General features: G+C 74.1%; 3 protein-coding genes. All 3 read right to left on the bottom strand.

Annotated elements, in window-relative coordinates; all coding sequences use genetic code 11:
- Nucleotides 1–34 precede the first annotated feature (34 nt).
- Complete coding sequence (locus ACFPIJ_RS62220) at nucleotides 35–9,475, bottom strand: type I polyketide synthase (protein ID WP_380129006.1); 9,441 nt, start codon at nucleotides 9,473–9,475, stop codon at nucleotides 35–37.
- A 36-nt stretch (nucleotides 9,476–9,511) separates the two neighbouring features.
- The gene (locus ACFPIJ_RS62215; RefSeq protein ID WP_380129371.1) at nucleotides 9,512–19,930 is read right to left on the bottom strand and encodes an SDR family NAD(P)-dependent oxidoreductase; all 10,419 of its coding nucleotides are present in this window, start codon (nucleotides 19,928–19,930) and stop codon (nucleotides 9,512–9,514) included.
- 36 nt (nucleotides 19,931–19,966) lie between these two features.
- Nucleotides 19,967–21,029 (bottom strand): beta-ketoacyl reductase (locus ACFPIJ_RS62210; RefSeq protein ID WP_380129005.1); only part of this gene is annotated, 1,063 nt, incomplete at its 5' end.

The following is a 21,029-nucleotide window of genomic DNA, read 5'->3' as shown; positions in this document are numbered from 1 at the left end:
CTTCCGGAAGGTTGGCCGGCTGGGTGTGGACGGGTCACGCGAGTCCGAGATCCTGGTCCACGAGCGCGAAGAGCTCGTCGTTGGAGACTGAGCCCAGCTTGTCGATGAGTTCGGTGCCGCCCTCGGAGCCACCGGGCCGGGCGTGCCGCGACAGCAGCGACTCCAGCCGCAGCACGATGCGGACCCGTTCGATGTCGTCGGCCGGCAGCGCCGCCAGCGCGCCGTCGAGCCGGTCGAGGTCCTCGGCCGTGGGCAGTTCGGCGTCCGCCGCCCGCGGCACCAGCTCGTCGCACAGGAACGTGGTGAGCACCGCCGGGGTCGGATGGTCGAACACCATCGTGGCCGGCAGGGTCAGGCCGGTCGCGTCCGCGAGCCGGTTGCGCAGCTCCACCGCGGTGAGGGAGTCGAACCCGAGCTCGCGGAACGGCTTCTCCGGCTCGACCGCGTCGCCGCCGGCATGCCGGAGGACGACCGCGGCGTGCCGGCGCACCAGGTCGAGCACGAAGCGGTCCCGGTCGGTGCCGGACATCGCCCCGACCCGCTGCCGCAGCTGCTGCAGCGTCTCGGCGGCGGTGCCCGCGTTGGCGTCGGCCTGCTCGGCCGCGGCGGCGAGCAGCTGCCGGGCCTCCGGCACGTCGCCGATGAGCGGGCTCGGTCGCAGGCCGGTGAAGGCGGGCACGAACCGTTCCCAGTCGACGTCCACGAGCGCGACGTAGGTGTCGTCGTGGTCCAGCGAGTGCTGCATCGCGGCGAGCGCCTGGGCCGGGTCGAGCAGCGGCACACCGCGGCGGTGCATCGGCGTCTCGGCGGTGGCGTGCACCATCCCGCCGCCGCCCCAGGGGCCCCAGGCGATCGACAGGACCGGCGCGCCCTCGGCGCGCCGGCGCTGCGCGAGGGCGTCCAGGTAGGCGTTGGCGGCCGCGTAGCCGCCGTGCTGCCCGACGCCCCACATGCCGGCGATCGAGGAGAAGTACACGACGGCGTCGAGGCTTGCCGGGTCGAGCAGCTCGTCGAGGTGGCGCGCGCCGGCGATCTTGCCGGTGGCGATGTGCGCCAGCTCGGTGAGATCCGTGTCGGTCAGGTCCACGAGCGAGCCGACGCCGGCGGTGTGGAACACCGACCGGACGGGCGTACCGGCCTCTTCGAGGCCCGCAAGGAGCGCGGCCACCTGTTCCCGGACGGCCAGGTCGCAGGACGCGACGCTGACCCGGGTGCCGGCCGCTTCGAGCTCGGCCTCCAGGTCCAGGACCCCGGGCGCGGCCCGGCCGCTGCGGCTGGTGAGCACGACGTGCTCGGCGCCTCGGCCGGCGAGCCAGCGCGCGACGTGCCCGCCGAGGGCGCCGGTGCCGCCGGTGACCAGCACGGTCCCGGCCGGCTCCCAGGTGCGCAGGGCGGCGGCGTCACCGACGGCCGCGCGGGCGAGCCGGCGGACGTAGACGCCTGCGGTCCGCACCGCCAGCTGGTCCTCGCCGTCCGCCCGGCCGAGGGCGCCGGCCAGCCGCGACACGACCCGGTTGTCGACGACCGGGGGCAGGTCGACCAGGCCGCCCCAGTGCCACGGCTGTTCGAGCGCGGCGACCCGGCCCAGCCCCCAGATCTGGGCCTGGACGGGGTCGGCGACGGTCTCCTGGCCGGTGGCCGCGACCGCGCCCTGCGTCACGCACCACAGGGGCGCGCCGGCGCGGACGTCGTTCACGGCGTGCAGCAGGTCGAGGGTCGCCGTCAGCCCGACCGGCAGCTCGGGGTGCTCGGGGTGCGGGCCGGTGTCGAAGCCCAGCAGCGACAGGATGCCGGTGGGCGCGGTGCCCTGCTCCACGGCGTCGCGCAGGTCGGCGCCCAGCCCGTCCCGGTCGGCCGTGGCGGGATCGACGACGACGGTCGTGACCTCGGCGCCGTAGGTGCACAGCCCCTTGACGCAGGCCACGACGTGCTCGTCGGCGACGTGACCGGCCGGGACCAGGGCGATCCAGCGGCCGTTGAGGACCGGGACGGAGGTCTCCGAGGTGATCTTCCAGGTCACCGTGTACCGCAGGCGGTCCGCGGCCGACACCTCGCGGCCACGGCGGTGCCAGGACGACAGGGCGGGCAGCAGGGCGTCGAGGGACTCCCCGGCACCCGCTGGGTCCAGCCGCAGCGATCGGGTCAGCTCGTCGCGGTCGTGCCGCTCGACGGCCGCCCAGAACTGGGACTCGAACGCCGGGGCGCCGCCCACCGCCGGGTTCTCGGGCGCCTGCGCCACGCGGATGCGGGGCCAGTACCGCTGGCGCTGGAACGCGTACGTGGGCAGGTCCACCGGGCGTTCCAGCCGGCCCGTGGAGACCGTCCAGTCGACCGGGACGCCGCGCACATAGGCCTCGGCGAGACTGGTGAGCAGCCGGTCCGGGCCGCCCTCGCCCCGCCGCAGCGTGCCGATGGCCGTGGCCGGTGACGAGCCTGGGCCGACCGCCTCCGTGAAGATCTCGGTGAGCGCCATGGTGAGGACCGGGTGCGGGCTCACCTCGATGAAGACCTGGCGGCTGCCGGGCACGGCCCTGACCGCGTCGTCGAAGCGGACGGTCTCGCGCAGGTTGCGGAACCAGTAGCCGGCGTCGAGGGCCTCGGTGTCCAGCCGGTCGCCGGTCACCGCCGAGTAGAACGGCACGGTCGAGCGCCGCGCGTCCACGTCACCCAGCAGCCGGGTCAGGGTCTCCCGCAGCGGCTCCACGTGGTGGGAGTGCGAGGCGTAGTCCACCGGGATCCGCCGGGCCCGCACGCCGTCGGTCTCGCAGCCGGCGAGCAGCTCGTCCAGGGCGGCGGCGTCGCCGGAGACCACGACCGAGGACGGGCCGTTGACGGCGGCGACGGACAGCCGGCCGGGCCACGCGGCGAGCCGTTCACCGACCTGGCCCACGGTGAGCGCCAGGGAGACCATGCCACCGGCGCCGCCGAGGTCCACGAGGGCCCGGCTGCGCAGCGCCACCACCTTCGCGGCGTCCTCCAGCGTGAGGGCGCCGGCCACGCACGCGGCGGCGATCTCGCCCTGGCTGTGCCCGATGACCGCGGCCGGATACACGCCGCGGGAGCGCCAGACGGCGGCGAGGGAGACCATGACGGCGAAGAGCATCGGCTGCACCACGTCGACGCGTTCCAGCGACGGCGCGCCGGGGACGCCGAGCAGCACGTCCAGCGGCGCCCAGTCGACGTGCGGCGTGAGGGCCCCGGCGCAGGCGTCGAACCGTTCGCGGAACACCGGCTCCCGCTCGTACAGGTCGATCGCCATGCCTTCCCATTGGGAGCCCTGGCCGGGGAAGACGAAGACGGCGTCGCTGTCGCCCCGGCCGGCGCCGGTGACGACGGCCGGTGACGGATCGCGGGCGGCGAGGGCTTCCAGGCCGCGGACCAGGTCGGCGCGGTCGCGTCCGGTGATGACGGCGCGGTGCTCGAAGCGGCTGCGGGTGGCCGCGAGCGCGGCGCTGATGTCGGGCGCCGTGAGCTCCGGATGCGCCGCCAGATGCGCCTGCAGCCGCAGTGCCTGGGTCTGCAGGGCGGCCTCGCCCCGCCCGGACAGCAGCCAGGCCAGCGTTTCCGGCGCGTGTTGCGGCGCTGTCTCCGGCGCCTTCTCCGGTGCGGTGGCTGGTGCCGGTTGCTCAATGATGACGTGCGCGTTGGTGCCGCTGGCGCCGAAGGCGGAGATGCCCGCGCGGCGGGCCCGCCCGGTGTCGGGCCAGGACAGCGGCTCGGCGGCGAGCCGCACCGCACCGGCCGACCAGTCCACGTGCGAGGTCGGCGCGTCGACGTGCAGGGTCTGCGGGACGATCCCGTGCCGCAGCGCCATCACCATCTTGATGACGCCGGCCATCCCGGCGGCGGCCTGGGTGTGGCCGATGTTCGACTTGACCGACCCGAGCCACAGCGGCCGGTCGTCCGGGCGGTCCTGGCCGTAGGTGGCGAGCAGCGCCTGCGCCTCGATCGGGTCGCCGAGCGTCGTCGCGGTGCCGTGCGCCTCCACGACGTCCACGTCGGCCGTGGTGAGGCCGGCGTTGGCGAGCGCCTGGCGGATGACCCGCTGCTGGGAGGGGCCGTTCGGCGCGGTCAGGCCGTTGCTGGCGCCGTCCTGGTTCAGGGCGCCGCCGCGGATCACGGCGAGCACCGGGTGCCCGTTGCGGCGGGCGTCGGACAGCCGTTCCAGGAGCACGACGCCGGCGCCCTCGCCCCAGCCGGTGCCGTCGGCGGCCTCCGCGAAGGGCTTGCACCGGCCGTCGGGCGCGAGCCCGTCGAGCCGGCTGAACTCGACGAACGGCCCGGGCGTCGACATGACCGTCACGCCGGCGGCCAGCGCGAGCGCGCAGTCGCCCTGCCGGACCGCCTGCGCGGCGAGATGCAGCGCCACCAGCGACGACGAGCAGGCCGTGTCGACGCTCACCGCCGAGCCCTCCAGCCCGAAGGTGTACGCGAGCCGGCCGGACAGGATGCTCGCGTTGACGCCGGTCAGCATGTGCCCTTCGGCGCTGTCCTCGGCGTTCATGAGGACGACCGCGTAGTCCTGGACGGTGCTGCCGACGTAGACGCCGGTGTCGGAGCCGCGGAGGGTGTGCGGGTCGATGCCGGCCCGTTCGAACGCCTCCCACGAGGTCTCCAGCAGCAGCCGCTGCTGCGGGTCCATGGTGACCGCCTCGCGCGGGCTGATCTCGAAGAAGGCCGCGTCGAAGTCACCCACGTCGTAGAGGAAGCCACCGGCGCGCGCGAACCCGCCGTTGTCGGCCAGGTCCCAGCCGCGGTCGGTCGGGAACTCGCCCACGGCGTCACCACCGGCCGCGACGAGTTCCCAGAGGTCTTCCGCGGAGCGGATGCCGCCGGGGTACCGGCAGCCGATGCCGACGATCGCGATGGGCTCGTCACCGGCGTTTGCGGCCTTCGCGACGGCCGCGCGCTCGCGGTGCGGCTCCGGGGCGAGGGCTCCGAGCAGGTGCCGGGTGAGCACGGCCGGCGTCGGGTGGTCGAAGGCGAGGGTGGCGGGCAGGCGCAGCCCGGTGACGGTGTTGAGCCGGTTGCGCAACTCCACCGCGGTCGTCGAGTCGAACCCGAGGTCCTTGAAGGGGCGGCTGGCCTCGACCGCCTCGGCGCCGGCGTACTTGAGCACGGCGGCGACCGCGGTGCGGACCGCGTCGAGCACGAGGGCGGCGCGCTCCGCCTCGGTGGCGCCGGCGAGCCGCTCCGCGAGCGGGGTGACGGGCCGGCCGTCGCCGGTGCCACCGGCCGCGGCGAGCAGCCGTGCGACCTCGGGCAGGTCCGCGAGCAGGGGGCTGGGCCGGCTGGAGACGAACGCGGGTGCGAAGCGTTCCCAGTCGATGTCGGCGACGACGACGCTGCCGACGCCGGCGTCGACGGCCTCGGCGAGCGCCTCGACCGCGAGCGCGGGGTCCATCGGGGCCAGGCCGCGGCGGCGCAGGAACGCGGTGCCCTCGCCGAGTGAGGCCATGCCGTCGCCGGCCCACGCGCCCCAGGCGACCGCGGTCGCCGGCAGTCCACGGGCCCGCCGGTCCTGGGCGAGCGCGTCGAGGAAGGCGTTGCCGGCCGCGTACGCCGCCTGCCCGCCGCCGCCCCAGATCCCGGCGCCGGAGGAGAACACGACGAACCGCTCCAGTGGCAGGTCCGCGGTCAGTTCGTCGAGGTTGACGGCGCCGGCGACCTTGCCCCGCACGGTGTCGCTGAGCGCGTCCGGGTCGAGCTCGGTCAGCGGGGCCGCCGTGCCGACGCCGGCGGCGTGGATGACGGCGGTCAGCGGGTGCTCCGCCGGGATCGCGGTCAACACCGCCGCCAGCGCATCCCGATCGGCCACATCACACGCCACCACCGACACCACCACCCCCAACGCCGTCAACTCATCCACCAGCTCCGCGGCACCCGGCGCGTCCAGACCACGACGACTCGTCAACACCAGCCGCGGCACCCCACGACCAGCCAGCCACCGCGCCACATGCGCACCCAACGCCCCCGTCCCACCAGTCACCAACACACTGCCCCGCGGCACCCACACCGCCGGCGCCGCAACCCCCGACGCCCGCACCAACCGCCGCCCGAACACCCCCGAGGCACGCACCACCACCTGGTCCTCGACCCGCTGCGCGAGCACCGAGACGAGCCGCTCTCCGACCCGCCCGTCAACGGTTTCGGGCAGATCGATCAGGCCACCCCACCACCGCGGGAACTCCAGCGCCGCGACCCGGCCCAAACCCCACACCTGCGCCTGCACCATGCTGTGCAGCGGCTCCACCCGGCCCACCGACACCGCACCGCGCGTCACACACCACACCGGCACCCCGAGATCCGCCGTATCCAGCGCCTGCAGCAGCAGCACCGTCGCGGCCGTTGCGGTGTCGCCCCCGGCGGGCAGCCAGAGCACGCCGGTGGGTTCGCCGGCGTCGGCGAGCGCCTCGAACAGCCGGTCGGCGACCGCGGCGCGGTCGGTGTCGCCGGCCTCGAGCCGCAGGTGGTGCACGGTGGCGCCGGCGGCACGCAGCGCGTCGGTCACGTCGGCGCCGGTGTCGTCCTGCGTCGCCACGAGCCAGGTGCCCGGCAGCGGCGCGGCGGCGGGTTCCGGGATGGGCTTCCACGTCACCTGGTAGCGCCAGGAGTCGACGGTCGAGCGGGACTTCCGGCGTCGGTGCCAGTTCGACAGCGCCGGCAGCAGCGTCTCCAGCGAGGCGACGTCGTCGTCGGTGTCGAGGTGCAGCAGGCGGGCCAGCCCGTCCCGGTCGCCCTGCTCGACCTCGTCCCAGAACGCGGTCTCCACGCCGTCGGTGGCGCCGGGCGGGGACGCGGGTCCGCTCAGCCAGAAGTGTTCGCGCTGGAACGCGTACGTCGGCAGCGGATGCGGCTCGCCGTCGGCGCCGCCGACGATGGCCGACCAGTCGACGTCGACGCCGCCGATCCACACCTGGGCGGCGGCGCGCAGGATCTGCTCCCAGTCGCCCTCGTCGCGCCGCAGTGTTCCGGTGACGAGGCCGTCGACCTGGCCGACCCGGTCCTGCACCGCGCCGGTCAGCACCGGGTGCGGGCTGACTTCGACAAACGCGGTGTGCCCGTCGGCGACCAGCGATGCGATGACGTCATCGAACCGCACCGGACGACGCAGGTTGTCGAACCAGTACCGGGCGTCCAGCACCGTGCCGTCAATCCGCTCCCCCGTCACCGTCGAGTAGAACGGCAACCGGCCCGGCTGCGCGGTCAACCCTTCCAGCGCGGCGAGGAGCGGCTCCCGGATCGCCTCCACATGCACCGAATGGGAGGCGTAGTCCACCGGGACCCGCTTCGCCCACACACCCCGCTGGGCGCAGTCCGCGGCAACCGCGTCCAAGCCGGCGATATCGCCAGACACGACGATCAGGCTCGGGCCGTTGACCGCCGCGACGCCCACGCCGTCGGGCAACTCACCCAGTTCGTCCACCGGGGCGCCGACGACCAGCATGCCGCCGGTGCCGGCCAGATCCCGCAACAACCGCGACCGCGCCGACACCACCAACGCACCATCAGCCAGGCTCAACGCACCCGCGACGACCGCGGCGGCGATCTCACCCTGTGAGTGGCCGACCACCCCGGCGATCGGGACCCCGAAGGATTCCCACACCGCAGCCAGGGACACCATCACGGCCCAGAGGACCGGTTGGACGACGTCGACCCGCTCCAGCCACTCCTGGTCAGCACCGGTCAGGATCTCGATCAGCGGGAAGTCCAGCACGGCGTCGCACTCCCGCAACCGGGCCGCGAACACCGGGGAACGCTCCAGCAGCTCCACTGCCATGCCGGCCCACTGGCCGCCCTGGCCCGGGAACACCAGCACCACGCCGGTCCCGGCGGGGACCCGGCCGGTAGGAACGTCCTCGACGGTGCCGGACGCGACGGCGGCCAGCCCTTCCAGGTGGCCGGTGAGGTCGCGGGCGAGCACGACGGCGCGGTGTTCGAAGGTGGCGCGGGTCAGCGCGAGGGCGCGGGCCACCCCGGCGCGGTCGACCGGGCCGGCCGCGAAGGCGGAAAGCCGGCCCGCCTGCGCGCGGAGCGCCGGCGCCGACCGGCCGGAGATCGGCCAGGGCAGGAGGGCGTCCCCGGCAGGGGCGGCGCCGGCCGCCTCTGGCGCCGCCGGGGGCTCTTCCACGATCACGTGCGCGTTGGTGCCGCTGATGCCGAAGGAGGACACCCCGGCGCGGCGCGGGCGGTCGCCGGCGGGCCAGGGCGCGGGCTCGGTGAGCAGCCGCACCGCGCCCGCGGACCAGTCGACCTGGCGGGTCGGCGCGTCGACGTGCAGGGTGCGCGGCAGCGTCTCGTGGCGCAGCGCCATGACGATCTTGATGATGCCGGCGACGCCTGCGGCGGCCTGGGTGTGGCCGATGTTGGACTTGACGGAGCCCAGCCGCAGCGGCCGGTCGTCGGGCCGGTCCTGGCCGTACGTGGCGAGCAGCGCCTGCGCCTCGATCGGGTCGCCGAGGGTGGTGCCGGTGCCGTGCGCCTCGACGACGTCCACGTCGGCCGTCTCCAGGCCCGCGTTGGCGAGCGCCTCGCGGATCACCCGCTGCTGGGACGGCCCGTTCGGGGCGGTCAGCCCGCTGGACGCGCCGTCCTGGTTGACCGCCGTGCCGCGGACCACCGCGAGGACCGGGTGCCCGTTGCGGCGGGCGTCGGACAGCCGCTCGAGGAGCAGCACGCCGACACCCTCGGCCCATCCGGTGCCGTCGGCCGCGTCGGCGAACGACTTGCAGCGCCCGTCATCGGCGAGGGCGCCCTGCAGTTCGAAGTCGAGGAACGTGTTCGGGGTGACCATGACGGTGACACCGCCGGCGAGGGCGAGGGTGCTCTCCCCCGAGCGCAGCGACCTGGCGGCGAGGTGGAGCGCGACGAGCGACGACGAGCACGCAGTGTCGACCGTGACCGCGGGCCCTTCCAGGCCGAGGCTGTAGGACACCCGGCCCGAGACGATGCTGCCGGTGTTGCCGGTGCCGAGGAAGGTCTCCACGCCGGCCGGCACGTCGAGGATCCGGGAGGCGTACTCCTGATACATGACGCCGGCGAAGACCCCGGTCCGGCTGCCTCGCAGCGCGCTCGGATCGATGCCGGCCCGCTCGACCGCCTCCCACGACGCCTCCAGCAGGAGCCGTTGCTGCGGGTCCATCGCGAGGGCCTCGCGCGGGGAGATGCCGAAGAACGCGGCGTCGAAGTGGGTGGCGTCGTGGACGAAACCGCCGACGGGCGTGAGCGTGTCCCGCGCGGGACCGATCTCCCAGCCGCGGTCGGTCGGGAAGTCCGACATCGCGTCCGTTTCGGCGGCGACGAGTTCCCACAGCGCTTCGGGGGTGTTGGCGCCGCCGGGGTACCGGCAGCTCATCCCGATGATCGCGATCGGCTCCCGGTCGGCCTCCTCGGCCACGCGCAGGCGCTGCCGCACCTGGTGCAGGTCGGCGGTGACGCGCTTGAGGTAGTCGCGAAGCTTGCCTTCGTTCGTCATCGAATCCCCGCAATGGTGAAGGAGCGCGTTGTCCGGTCAGGACGCGCCGAGCTCGTTGTCAATGAAGTCGAAGATCTCGTCGTCGGTGGCGCTGTCCAGGCTCTCCGCCACCGAGTCCGGCTCGCCGGTCTCGCCGCCGAACTTGGCGACGAGCGCCGACAGCCTCGCCACCGCCCGCCGCCGCACGTCGTCGTCGACGCCGGCTCCCGCGAGGGTCTCGGCGACGCGGTCCAGGTCGTCGAGGAGCCCGGCGCCGGCGGGTGCCGCCGTCACCAGCTCGCGGGTGAGGTGGTCGGCCAGCTTCGTCGCGCTGGGGTAGTCGAAGACCAGCGTGGCCGGCAGGCGCAGACCCGTCGCGGCGGCGAGCCGGTTGCGCAGCTCGACGGCGGTCAGCGAGTCGAAGCCCAGTTCGGTGAAGCCGCGGTCGATCTCGACCGCCGCGGCCGAGGCGTGGCCGAGCACCCCCGCGGCCCGCGCACGGACCAGGCCGAGCATCAGGCGCTGCTGCTCGGCCGGAGTCCGCCCGGCGAGCTGCGCGGCCAGGTCCTGTTCCTGCCGTGCGGCCCCACCCGCCCGGCGCGGTGGCGGCGGAACGAGCGCCCGCATGAGCGCCGGCACCTCGGCCGCCCCACGGGCCCGCAGGCCGCGTACGTCGATCCGGTTGGGCACCACGTGCGCGTGCCCGGAGCTCACGGCCAGGTCGAACAGCGCCAGCCCGTCGGCGGTGGAGAGGCCGCCACCGGCCCGCGCCAGGTCGCGGGTGCCGAGGTGGGCGGTCATGCCCGACGCCTCGGCCCACAACCCCCAGCCCAACGAGACACCCGGCAGCCCGGCACCACGCCGGTAGGACACCAGACCGTCCAGGAACGCGTTCGCCGCCGCGTAGTTCGCCTGCCCGGCACCGCCGAACGTCGCCGACGCCGACGAGAACATCACGAACCACGCCAGGTCCATGTCTTTCGTCAGCTCATGCAGGTGTACCGCCGCATCCACCTTCGGCCGCAACACGCCTTCCAGGCGGTCGAGGGTCAACGCCCCGAACACCCCGTCGTCAAGCACCCCAGCGGCATGCACGACACCGGTCAGCGGCACCTCCGCCGGAACCGCGGCCAACACCCCGGCCAGCGCCGCACGATCGGCCGCGTCGCACGCCACCACCTCGACGGACGCACCCGCCCCCGACAGCCGATCGAGCAGTTCCGCCGCACCTGGGGTATCCGCGCCCCGACGGCTGGTGAGGACCAGGTGCCGCACACCGTGGGCACGGACCAGATGCTCGGCCACGATTCCACCCAGCACACCGGTACCACCGGTGATCAGCACGGTCCCGTGCGCCGGCGGCTCAGCCGGTGCGGCGTCCAGGGTCGCGCGCGCCAGCCGTGGGACAACCGCTTCCCCGGCGCGGATCGCCAGTGCGGGCTCGTCCGACCCGGCAACGCCGAGCACGAGCGGCCACGAGGCGTCCGCACCATCCACGTCGACCAGCACGATCCGGCCCGGGTTCTCGGTCTGCGCCGAACGCAGCAACCCCCAGACGGCCGAGCCCACCGGATCGGTGACCGGCCCGCCTGCCGGCACCGCACCGCGGGTCAGCACGATGAGGGTCGAGTCCTCGAACCGCTCGGCGGAAAGCCACTCCTGGACCACGCCCAGGACCGAGCCCGTCGCGGCACGGACCCGGTCGTGGATCCCGTCCGCGCCGGAATCCTGCACCGGGAGCACGACCACGGAGGGCACGGCGTCGTCGAGGCCGGGCAGCCGGTCGGCCGTGTCGGCGCCGAGGTGCCCGGCGATGCCGGCGTCGCCGATCACGAGCGCGCCGGCGCCGGTCGTGGCCGGGATCGCGGCCGGCACGGTCCAGTCGACACCGTAGAACGATTCCGTCACCGCCGGGCCGGCCGCGGGCATCGTCGCGGTCGAAACGGGACGCAGCGCCAGTCCGGTGACGGTGGCCACCGGCGCACCGGTGCCGTCGGCGAGTTGCAGGGCGACCGTGTCGGCGCCGGCCGGGGTGATCCGCACCCGGAGCGTCGAGGCGCCGATGGCGTACAGCGACACTCCGGTCCAGGAGAACGGCAGCCAGGCCTGAGCCGCGTCGGCAACGAACGCGCCGAGCCCGATGCCGTGCAGGGCCGCGTCGAAGAGGGCGGGGTGCAGCGCGTAGCGCTGGGCGTCGGCGGTCTCGGGGACGGAGACCTCGGCGTAGACGTCCTCGCCGAGGCGCCAGGCGCGGTCGAGGCCCTGGAACACCGGCCCGTAGTCGAGGCCGAGGGCCATCGCGCCGGCGTACAGGTCGTCGACGTCGACCGGCTCGGCGCCAACGGGGGGCCAGGTGGTCAGGTCGAAGGTGGGGTTTGCGGGTCCGGGGGCGATGAGGCCGGTGGCGTGGTGGGTCCAGGTGTCTTCGTTGTTGGAGGAGATCCGGACCGGCCGGTCGCCGGTTTCGTCCGCTGCCCCGACCCGGACCTGCAGGGTGACGCTGCCGGTGTCCGGGACAACGAGGGGTGCTTCGATCGTCAGCTCCCGCACCGCACCTGCGTGCAACGCGAGTTCGACGAACGCCGTCCCGGGCAGCAGCACCCGGTCCAGGACCCGATGGTCAGCCAGCCACGGATGCGTGCTCAGCGACAGGCGACCGGTGAACACCGTGCCGTCACCGTCTGCCAGCTGCACCCCGGTGCCGAGGAGTGCCTCGCTCGCACCCGACGGCCAGAACCGCTGCCGCTGGAACGGATACGTCGGCAGGTCCACGACCCCCGCGCGCTCACCGAGCGCTGTTGTCCAGTCGACCTCAACGCCAGCCGCCCACAGTTCGCCGGCGGAGCGCAGCATCCGATCCCAGCCACCCTCATCCCGGCGCAGGGTCCCGACCACCACCGCGGCGCGTTCACCCACCCCACCGGTCAACACCGGATGCGGGCTCACCTCAACGAACGCGGTGTGCCCGTCGGCGACCAGCGATGCGATGACGTCATCGAACCGGACCGGGTGACGCAGGTTGTCGAACCAGTACTGGGCGTCCAACGTGGTGCCGTCGATGAGTTGCCCGGTGACCGTGGAGTAGAACGGGAACCGGCACTGTTGCGCGGTCAGGCCGTCCAAGGCTGCGAGGAGCGGTTCCCGGATCGCCTCCACGTGCGCGGAGTGGGAGGCGTAGTCGACGGGGACCCGTTTGGCCCACAGACCCCGCTCGGCGCACGCTGCGGCGACGGTGTCCAAGCCTGCGTTGTCGCCGGACACCACGATCAGCCTCGGGCCGTTGACCGCCGCGACACTCACACCGTCGGGCAACTCACCCAGTTCGTCCACCGGGGCGCCGACGACGAGCATGCCGCCGGTGCCGGCCAGGTCCCGCAGCAGCCGCGACCGTGCCGACACCACCAACGCACCATCAGCCAGGCTCAACGCACCGGCCACGACCGCTGCCGCGATCTCGCCCTGCGAGTGCCCGACCACCCCCGCGATCGGGACCCCGAAGGATTCCCACACCGCCGCGAGGGACACCATCACGGCCCACAGCACCGGCTGGACGACGTCGACCTGCTCCAGCCACTCCTGATCTCCGCCGGTCAGGACCTCGATCAGGGGGAAGTCCAGCACCGCGTCGCATTCCCGCAACCGGGCCGCGAACACCGGCGAACTCTCCAACAGCTCCACCGCCATGCCCGGCCACTGACCGCCCTGGCCCGGGAAGACCAGCACCACACCAGTCGAACCCGCCGCCGCGTTCACCGGCTCGACCGTCTCCAGACCGGCGATGAAACCGGCCGCGTCCTCGGCCACGACCACGGCGCGGTGCTCCAGCGCGGCGCGGGTCGTCGCCAGAGCGCGAGCCACCGCCACTACGTCAGCGCCGGCGAGCGACGCCAGTTGTGCCGCCTGTGCCCGCAACGCCGCCGGGGACTTCCCGGAGATCAGCCACGGCACCGGACCCGCCACGACCGGCGACGGTGCCACGGGCGACGGTTCCGGCTCCTCGACAATGACGTGCGCGTTCGTGCCGCTGACACCGAACGACGAGACACCGGCCCGGCGTGGACGGCGGTCGTTGCGGGGCCAGGACCGGGCCTCCGTCAGCAGTTCCACCGCGCCCGAGGACCAGTCCACGTGCGGCGACGGCGCATCCACGTGCAGGGTTCGCGGCAGCAGGTCGTGCCGCATCGCCATGACCATCTTGATGATCCCGGCCACCCCGGCCGCGGCCTGGGTGTGGCCGATGTTCGACTTGATCGAGCCGAGCCACAGTGGACGGTCGTCGGTGCGGTCCTGGCCGTACGTGGCCAGCAGCGCCTCCGCCTCGATCGGGTCACCGAGGGTGGTGCCGGTGCCGTGCGCCTCGACGACGTCGATCTGCTCCGGGGACAGCCGCGCGTTGGCGAGGGCCTGCCGGATCACCCGCTGCTGCGAGGGCCCGTTCGGGGCGGTGAGCCCGTTGGAGGCGCCGTCCTGGTTGACCGCGGAACCGCGGACCACGGCGAGGACCCGGTGGCCGTTGCGCCTGGCGTCCGACAGCCGCTCCACCAGCAGCAGCCCGACGCCCTCGGCCCAACCGGTGCCGTCGGCCGCCTCCGCGAACGACTTGCACCGCCCGTCGGCGGCGAGGCCGCGCTGGCGGCTGAAGTCGATGAACACCGCCGGGGTGGACATGACCGTGACGCCGCCGACGAGCGCCATGTCGCACTCGGCGGAGCGCAGCGCCTGCGCCGCCCAGTGCAGGGCGACCAGCGAGGACGAGCAGGCCGTGTCGACGGTGACGGCCGGACCTTCGAGGCCCAGGGCGTAGGCGACCCGCCCGGAGGCCACGCTGCCCGCCGTGCCGGTGCCGAGGTAGCCGGCGACGCTGTCGGGGATCTCGTGCATGGTTGAGGCGTAGTCGTGATACATGACGCCGGCGAACACGCCGGTGCGGCTGCCCCGTGCGGTGTGGGGGTCGATGCCGGCGGACTCGAACGCCTCCCACGCCGTCTCCAGCAACAGCCGCTGCTGCGGATCCATTGCCAGGGCCTCTCGTGGCGAGATGCCGAAGAACGCCGCGTCGAACGCGTCGGCGTCGTGCAGGAACCCGCCCTGGACGGTGGTCGACGTGCCGGGGCTGTCCGGGTCGGGGTCGTAGAGGGCGTCGACGTTCCAGCCCCGGTTCGTCGGGAACGACGACACGCCGTCGCCGCCGGTTTCGACGAGCCGCCACAGGTCGTCGGGGCTGCTCACGCCGCCCGGGTACCGGCAGCTCATGCCGATGATGGCGATCGGCTCGTCGGCTACCGCGGCCGGCGCGGCGACGACGGAGTCCACTGTGGATGCCCGCGCGGCGAGCTTGTCGAGGAGGTGCTCGGTGAGTGCCTCCGGGTTCGGGTAGGAGAAGATCAACGTCGCCGGGAGTCGTACGCCGGCGGCCTGGGCGAGACGGTTGCGCAGTTCCAGCGCGGTCAGGGAGTCGAAGCCGAGTTCCTTGAACGCGCGGTCGGGGGCGACCGCGGCCGGCGACGCGTGGCCGAGGACGGCGGCGGCCTGGGTGCGCACCAGGTCGAGCACGAGGCGGCGCTGCTCCACTTCGGACCGGGAGGCGAGCTGGCGGGCCAGGCCGGCGGGCTCCTCGACGGTGGCGGCGCGGCGCGGCGGCACGGGCACGAGCCCACGCAGCAGCGCCGGCACGTCGATCGTGGCGGCGCGGGCCCGCAGCCCCCGCACGTCGAGCCGGGTTGGCACGGCGTGCCCGAGCTCGGCCCCGACGGCGCCGTCGAACAGCGCGAGGGCGTCCACGGTGGACAGTCCACCGCCGGCGCGGGCGACGTCGCGGCCCTCGAGGTGGCCGGTCATGCCGGACGCCTCGGCCCAGAGTCCCCACCCGAGCGACAGGCCCGGCAGGCCGAGACCGCGCCGGTGCGAGACGAGACCGTCGAGGAAGGCGTTGGCGGCGGCGTAGTTGGCCTGGCCGGCCGAGCCGAAGGTCGCCGCGGCGGACGAGAAGACCACGAACCATGCCAGGTCCGCGTCCCGGGTCAGCTCGTGCAGGTGCACCGCGGCGTCGGCCTTCGGCCGCAGGACCGCGTCGATCCGTTCGGGGGTCAACGTGGCGAGCACGCCGTCGTCCAGGACGCCCGCGCAGTGCACGACGCCGGTCAGTGCGGCGTCCGGTGGGACGCTGTCGAGGACGCAGGCCAGGGCGTCGCGGTCCGCGGCGTCGCAGGCCACGACCGACGCCTCGGCGCCCAGCTCCGCCAGGCGCGCGACCAGGTCGGCGGCGCCGGGCGCGGCCGGGCCGCGACGGCTGGTGAGGATGAGGTGCCGCACGCCGTGGGTACGGACCAGGTGTTCGGCCAGCAGCCCGGCCAGGACGCCGGTGCCGCCGGTGATCAGCACCGTGCCCGGCAGGTCCCGCGGCGTGGGCGCCGCCACGGTCGCCCGGGCCAGCCGCGGCACGAGAACGGCTCCGGCGCGGATCGCCAGTTGCGGCTCGCCCGACCCGGCCGCGCCGAGCACGAGCGGCCACGACGCGGCGCTGTCGTCCACGTCGACCAGCACGATCCGGCCCGGGTTTTCGGTCTGCGCCGATCGGACCAGGCCCCAGACCGCGGCGCCCGGCAGATCCGTGACCGGGTCGCCGGCGGGCACCGCCCCGCAGGTCAGCACGACCAGCCGGGCCGCGTCCGAGCGTTCGTCGGCGAGCCACGCCTGCAGCAGAGCAAGCGTCCCACGGCAGGCCGCGGCGGCCCGCTCGCCGGCCCCGGCAGTCCCGTGGCCCGGGTCGGTCGCCGTCAGCACCAGCACCGGCGGCATCGCGTCGCCGGCGGCGGGAAGGCCGTCCAGCCGCGGCAGCCCGAGCCGTTCCGCCCACGCCTGGTCGCCGACGACCGCGGCGGCCTGCGGCGCGTCGCCCAGCGCGCTCGGCGGCGCGACCCAGTCGACGGCGAACAGGGACTCCGTGGTGGCGGCGCCCGCCAGTTGCGGCGCCACGGCCGGGCGCAGCGCCAGGCTCCCGACGTCGGCGACCGGTGCACCGGCCGCGTCGGCGATCTGCAGCGCCACCATGTCGGTGCCGGCGGGGCTGAGCCGGACCCGAAGGACGGGCGCGCCGACCGCGTACACCGTGACGCCCGACCACGCGAAGGGCAGGCGAGCTCCCGCGGTACCGCTGAAAAAGTCACCGAACCCGGCGGCGTGCAGGGCGGCGTCCAGCAGCGCCGGGTGGATGCCGAAGGGGGCGGCGTCGGCTCCGGGGAGCGCCACCTCGGCGTAGACGTCGCCGCCGAGGCGCCAGGCGCGGCGCAGGCCCTGGAACACCGGTCCGTACGTGAGGCCGAGCGCCGCAGCGCCGGCGTAGAAGCCGTCGAGGACCACCGGTTCGGCGCCGGCCGGCGGCCATTCCTCGAGCTGGAACGCGGGTGCGGCGGGTACGGCCCCGATGAGGCCTTCGGCGTGCCGGGTCCAGGTGGTCCCGTCGTCGGGCCGGGAGTAGATGCGCACGGGCCGGTCGCCGGCCTGGTCCGGGGCGCCGACGGTCACCTGGAGTTGCACGCCGCCGATGTCGGGCAGGACGAGAGGCGTCTCGATGGTGAGCTCCCGCACGGTGCCGGCGGCGACCAGGCGGCCGGCGTGCAGGGCGAGGTCGAGGAAGGCGGTGCCGGGCAGGATCACGCGGTCGAGGACGACGTGCTCGGCGAGCCACGGATGGGCGCCGGTGGACAGGCGGCCGGTGAGGACGAGGCCGTCGGTGTCGGCGGGCCAGACGGCCGCGGCCAGGAGCGGGTGCCCTGCGGAGTCCTGCCCGGTGCCGGTGAGGACGGGCGGCTTGAGCCAGTACCTGTCACCGTCGAAGGCGTACGTCGGCAGGTCCACGAGCGGGCCCTGGGGCAGGATCGCGGTCCAGTCCACACCGACCCCGTTGACGTGCAGGGTGCCCAGGGCGTGCAACAGGCTGGTGGGCTCGTCGCGGTCCTTGCGCAGCGCGGGAGCCAGGACGGTCTCACCGGTGAGGCAGCCCTGCGCCATCGCGGTGAGGACTCCGGACGGCCCGACCTCCAGGAACCTCGCGACACCGTTGGCTTCCAGCCACGCGACGCCGTCGGCGAACCGGACGGCCTCGCGGACGTGCCGGACCCAGTAGTCGGCGGTGTACTCCTCGACCGGCAGGCCGGTGAGGTTGGAGACGATCGGGATGCGCGGCGGGGCATAGGTGATGCCGGCGGCGATCGCCCGGAACTCGTCCAGCATCGGTTCCATCAGCGGCGAGTGGAACGCGTGCGACACCGTGAGCCGCGAGGTCTTGCGATCCTTGAAGAGTTGGTCGATCACCTCGGCGTCGCCGGAGATGACGATCGAGGTCGGGCCGTTGACGGCGGCGATGTCCACCCGTCCGGCGAACGGCTCCAACACCGCCCGGACCTCGGCCTCGGTCGCCTGCACCGCCAGCATCGCCCCGCCCGCAGGGAGCGCCTGCATCAACCGGCCACGGGCGGCGACCAACTGGATCGCGTCGTCCAGCGACAACACGTCCGCGACGTGCGCGGCGGCGAGCTCACCGATCGAGTGGCCCAGCAGGTAGTCCGGTTTGACCCCGAACGACTCCACCAGGCGGAACAGCGCCACCTCCAGCGCGAACAACGACGCCTGCGTGTACACCGTCTGGTTCACGTCCACGTCGCGCAGCGGCTCGTCGAGGTAGGCCGCGAAGCGCTCGCAGATGTCGTCATGCACCTCGGCGAACACCGGGAACTGTTCGTGCAGGCCGCGTCCCATATCGGAACGCTGCGCACCCTGACCGGTGAACAGCAGCGCCAGGCGGCCCTTGGCGACGGTGCCGGTGATCACGCCGGGTGCGTCCACGCCCTGCTCCAGCGCGGTGAGCCCGGGTAGGACGTCAGTGGCGACGACCACGGCACGGTGTTCGAGCGCGGCGCGGGTCGTCACGAGGGCTGCGGCGATGTCGCCGGGCCGGCAGGTGGGGTCGGCGAGCAGCAGTTCGCGGAGCCGGGCGGCCTGGCCGCGGAGACTGGCGGGGCTCTTCGCGGACAGCACCCACGGCAGGGGGCCGACGACGTCGACGGGCTCGACCGGGTCCGCTGCGGGCGGCGGCGCCTGTTCGAGGATGGCGTGGACGTTGGTGCCGCTGACGCCGAACGAGGAGACGCCGACCCGGCGTGGGCGGTCGCTCTCCGGCCACGGCCGGGCCTCCGACAGCAGCCGGACCGCACCGGCGGACCAGTCCACGTGCGGGGTCGGCTCGTCCACGTGCAGCGTCTGCGGCAACACTCCGTGCCGCATCGCCATCACCATTTTGATCACACCCGCGACACCCGCGGCCGCCTGCGTGTGCCCGATGTTCGACTTCACCGAACCCAGCCACAGGGGACGCTCGTCCGGACGGTCCTGCCCGTACGTCGCCAGCAACGCCTGCGCCTCGATCGGATCACCCAACCGGGTGCCCGTACCGTGCGCCTCGACGGCGTCGACGTCGGACGGGTTGAGACCGGCGTCGGTGAGGGCCTGGCGGATGACGCGGCGCTGGGACGGACCGTTCGGGGCCGTGAGACCGTTGGAGGCGCCGTCCTGGTTGACCGCGCTGCCGCGGACCACGGCGAGCACCCGGTGCCCGCGCCGCTGCGCGTCGCTGAGCCGCTCCAGCAGGAGCATGCCGATGCCCTCGCCCCAGCCGGTGCCGTCGGCGGCGGCCGCGAACGGCTTGCAGCGACCGTCGGTGGCCAGGCCCCGCTGCCGGCTGAACTCCACGAAGGCGCCGGGGGCGGCCATCACGGTGACACCGCCGACGAGCGCCATGTCGCACTCGGCGTGGCGCAGCGCGTGGGCGGCCCAGTGCAGGGCCACGAGCGACGAGGAGCAGGCGGTGTCGACGGTGACGGCCGGACCTTCCAGGCCGAACACGTACGAGAGCCGGCCCGACATGACGCTCGCGGTCGTGCCGGTGGCCAGGTACCCCTCTACGCCCTCCGGGATGCCGATCGGGATCGCGGCGTAGTCCTGGCCGTTGGTGCCGACGAACACGCCGATCTGCCTGCCGCGCAGCGACCGCGGGTTCAGCCCGGCACGTTCGAACGCCTCCCACGCGGTCTCCAGCAGCAGGCGCTGCTGCGGATCCATGGCGAGGGCCTCACGCGGCGAGATGCCGAACAGCGCGGCGTCGAAGCGGTCGACGTCGTCGAGGAAGCCGCCGCTGCCGACGTAGCTGGTGCCGATGCGCTCGGGGTCGTCGCCGACGAGGTTGTCGAGGTCCCAGCCGCGGTCGGTCGGGAAGCTGGTGATCGCGTCGGTGCCGTCGGCGACGAGGCGCCACAGATCCTCCGGTGAGCCGACGCCGCCCGGGAAGCGGCAGCTCATCCCGACGATGGCGATCGGCTCGTGCGCGCTCGCCTCGACGTCGCGCAGCCGCTGCCTCGTCTGGTGCAGGTCGGTGGTGACGCGGCGCAGGTACTCGACCAGCTTGTCTTGTTCCATAGTCAGCGACTCATCTCTGGGTGGAGTCGAGGGGCCACGTGCTCATGAGGAGAACCCGAGTTCCTGTTCGATGAACTCGGCCAGTTCGTCGGCCGACGCGTGCTGCAGTTTCTCGGTGACGTCCGGGCCGTCCGCGGGCGCCGGTTCGGTCCATGCGGCGAGGAGGCTGCGCAGCCGGGTCGTGACCGTGTTGCGCAGGTCGTGCTCGGGGCCGACCACGGCCAGCACCGTTTCGAGCCGGTTGAGCTCGGCGAGGATCGCCGCGTCGTCGGTGCCGTCGCCGGCCATCTCATCCCAGAGGTGGGCGGCGAGGAGGTCAGTGGTCGGGTAGTCGAACACCAGCGTGGCCGGCAGCCGGAGCCCGGTCGCGGCGCCGAGCAGGTTGCGCAGCTCCACCGCGGTGAGCGAGTCGAAGCCGAGTTCGCGGAAGGCGAGGCCGGCGTCGATGGCGTCGGCGCTGCCGTGGCCGAGGACGATCGCCGCCTGAGTGCGGACCAGGTCGACCAGCGTCTGGTGCCGCTCGGCCAGGGCGAGGCCGGCGAGTCGGCTGCGGAGCGCATCGGCCCGGACTTCGACGGCGGCGGGTTCGGCGATGACGTGCCGCGCTTCGGGGAGGTCGGCGATCAGCCGGCTCGGGCGGGCGGCGACCAGGCCGCCCGCGAACGGGGTCCAGTCGATGTCGGCGACCGTGACCGTGGCGGCGTTGCCGGCGACGGTCCGGGCGAGCGCGGCGATGGCGCCGGCCGGGTCCATCGGCGGCATCCCACCACGACGCAGACGCTGCGCGACGACGTCGTCGGTCGCCATACCCGCGTCGGCCCACGGACCCCACGCGATCGACGTCGCCACCAGACCCCGGTCCCGACGCTGCTGCGCCAGCGCATCCAGGAACGCGTTCGCGGCCGCGTAGTTCGCCTGACCGGCACTACCGACCGTACCGGCGACCGAGGAGAACAACACAAACATCGACAGGTCCAGACCAGCAGTCAGCTCATCCAGATGCGCGGCCGCCAGGGCCTTACCACGCAGGACCGTCTCGAACTGCTCCGCAGTCAACGACTCCAGCACACCATCGTCGAGAACGCCGGCGGCGTGGACCACGCCC

It is taken from the genome of Dactylosporangium cerinum, from assembly GCF_042653625.1.
Lineage (GTDB): Bacteria > Actinomycetota > Actinomycetes > Mycobacteriales > Micromonosporaceae > Dactylosporangium > Dactylosporangium cerinum.
Note: the sequence above shows the minus strand (reverse complement) of the source record. Positions and strands in the feature narration are given on the sequence as shown.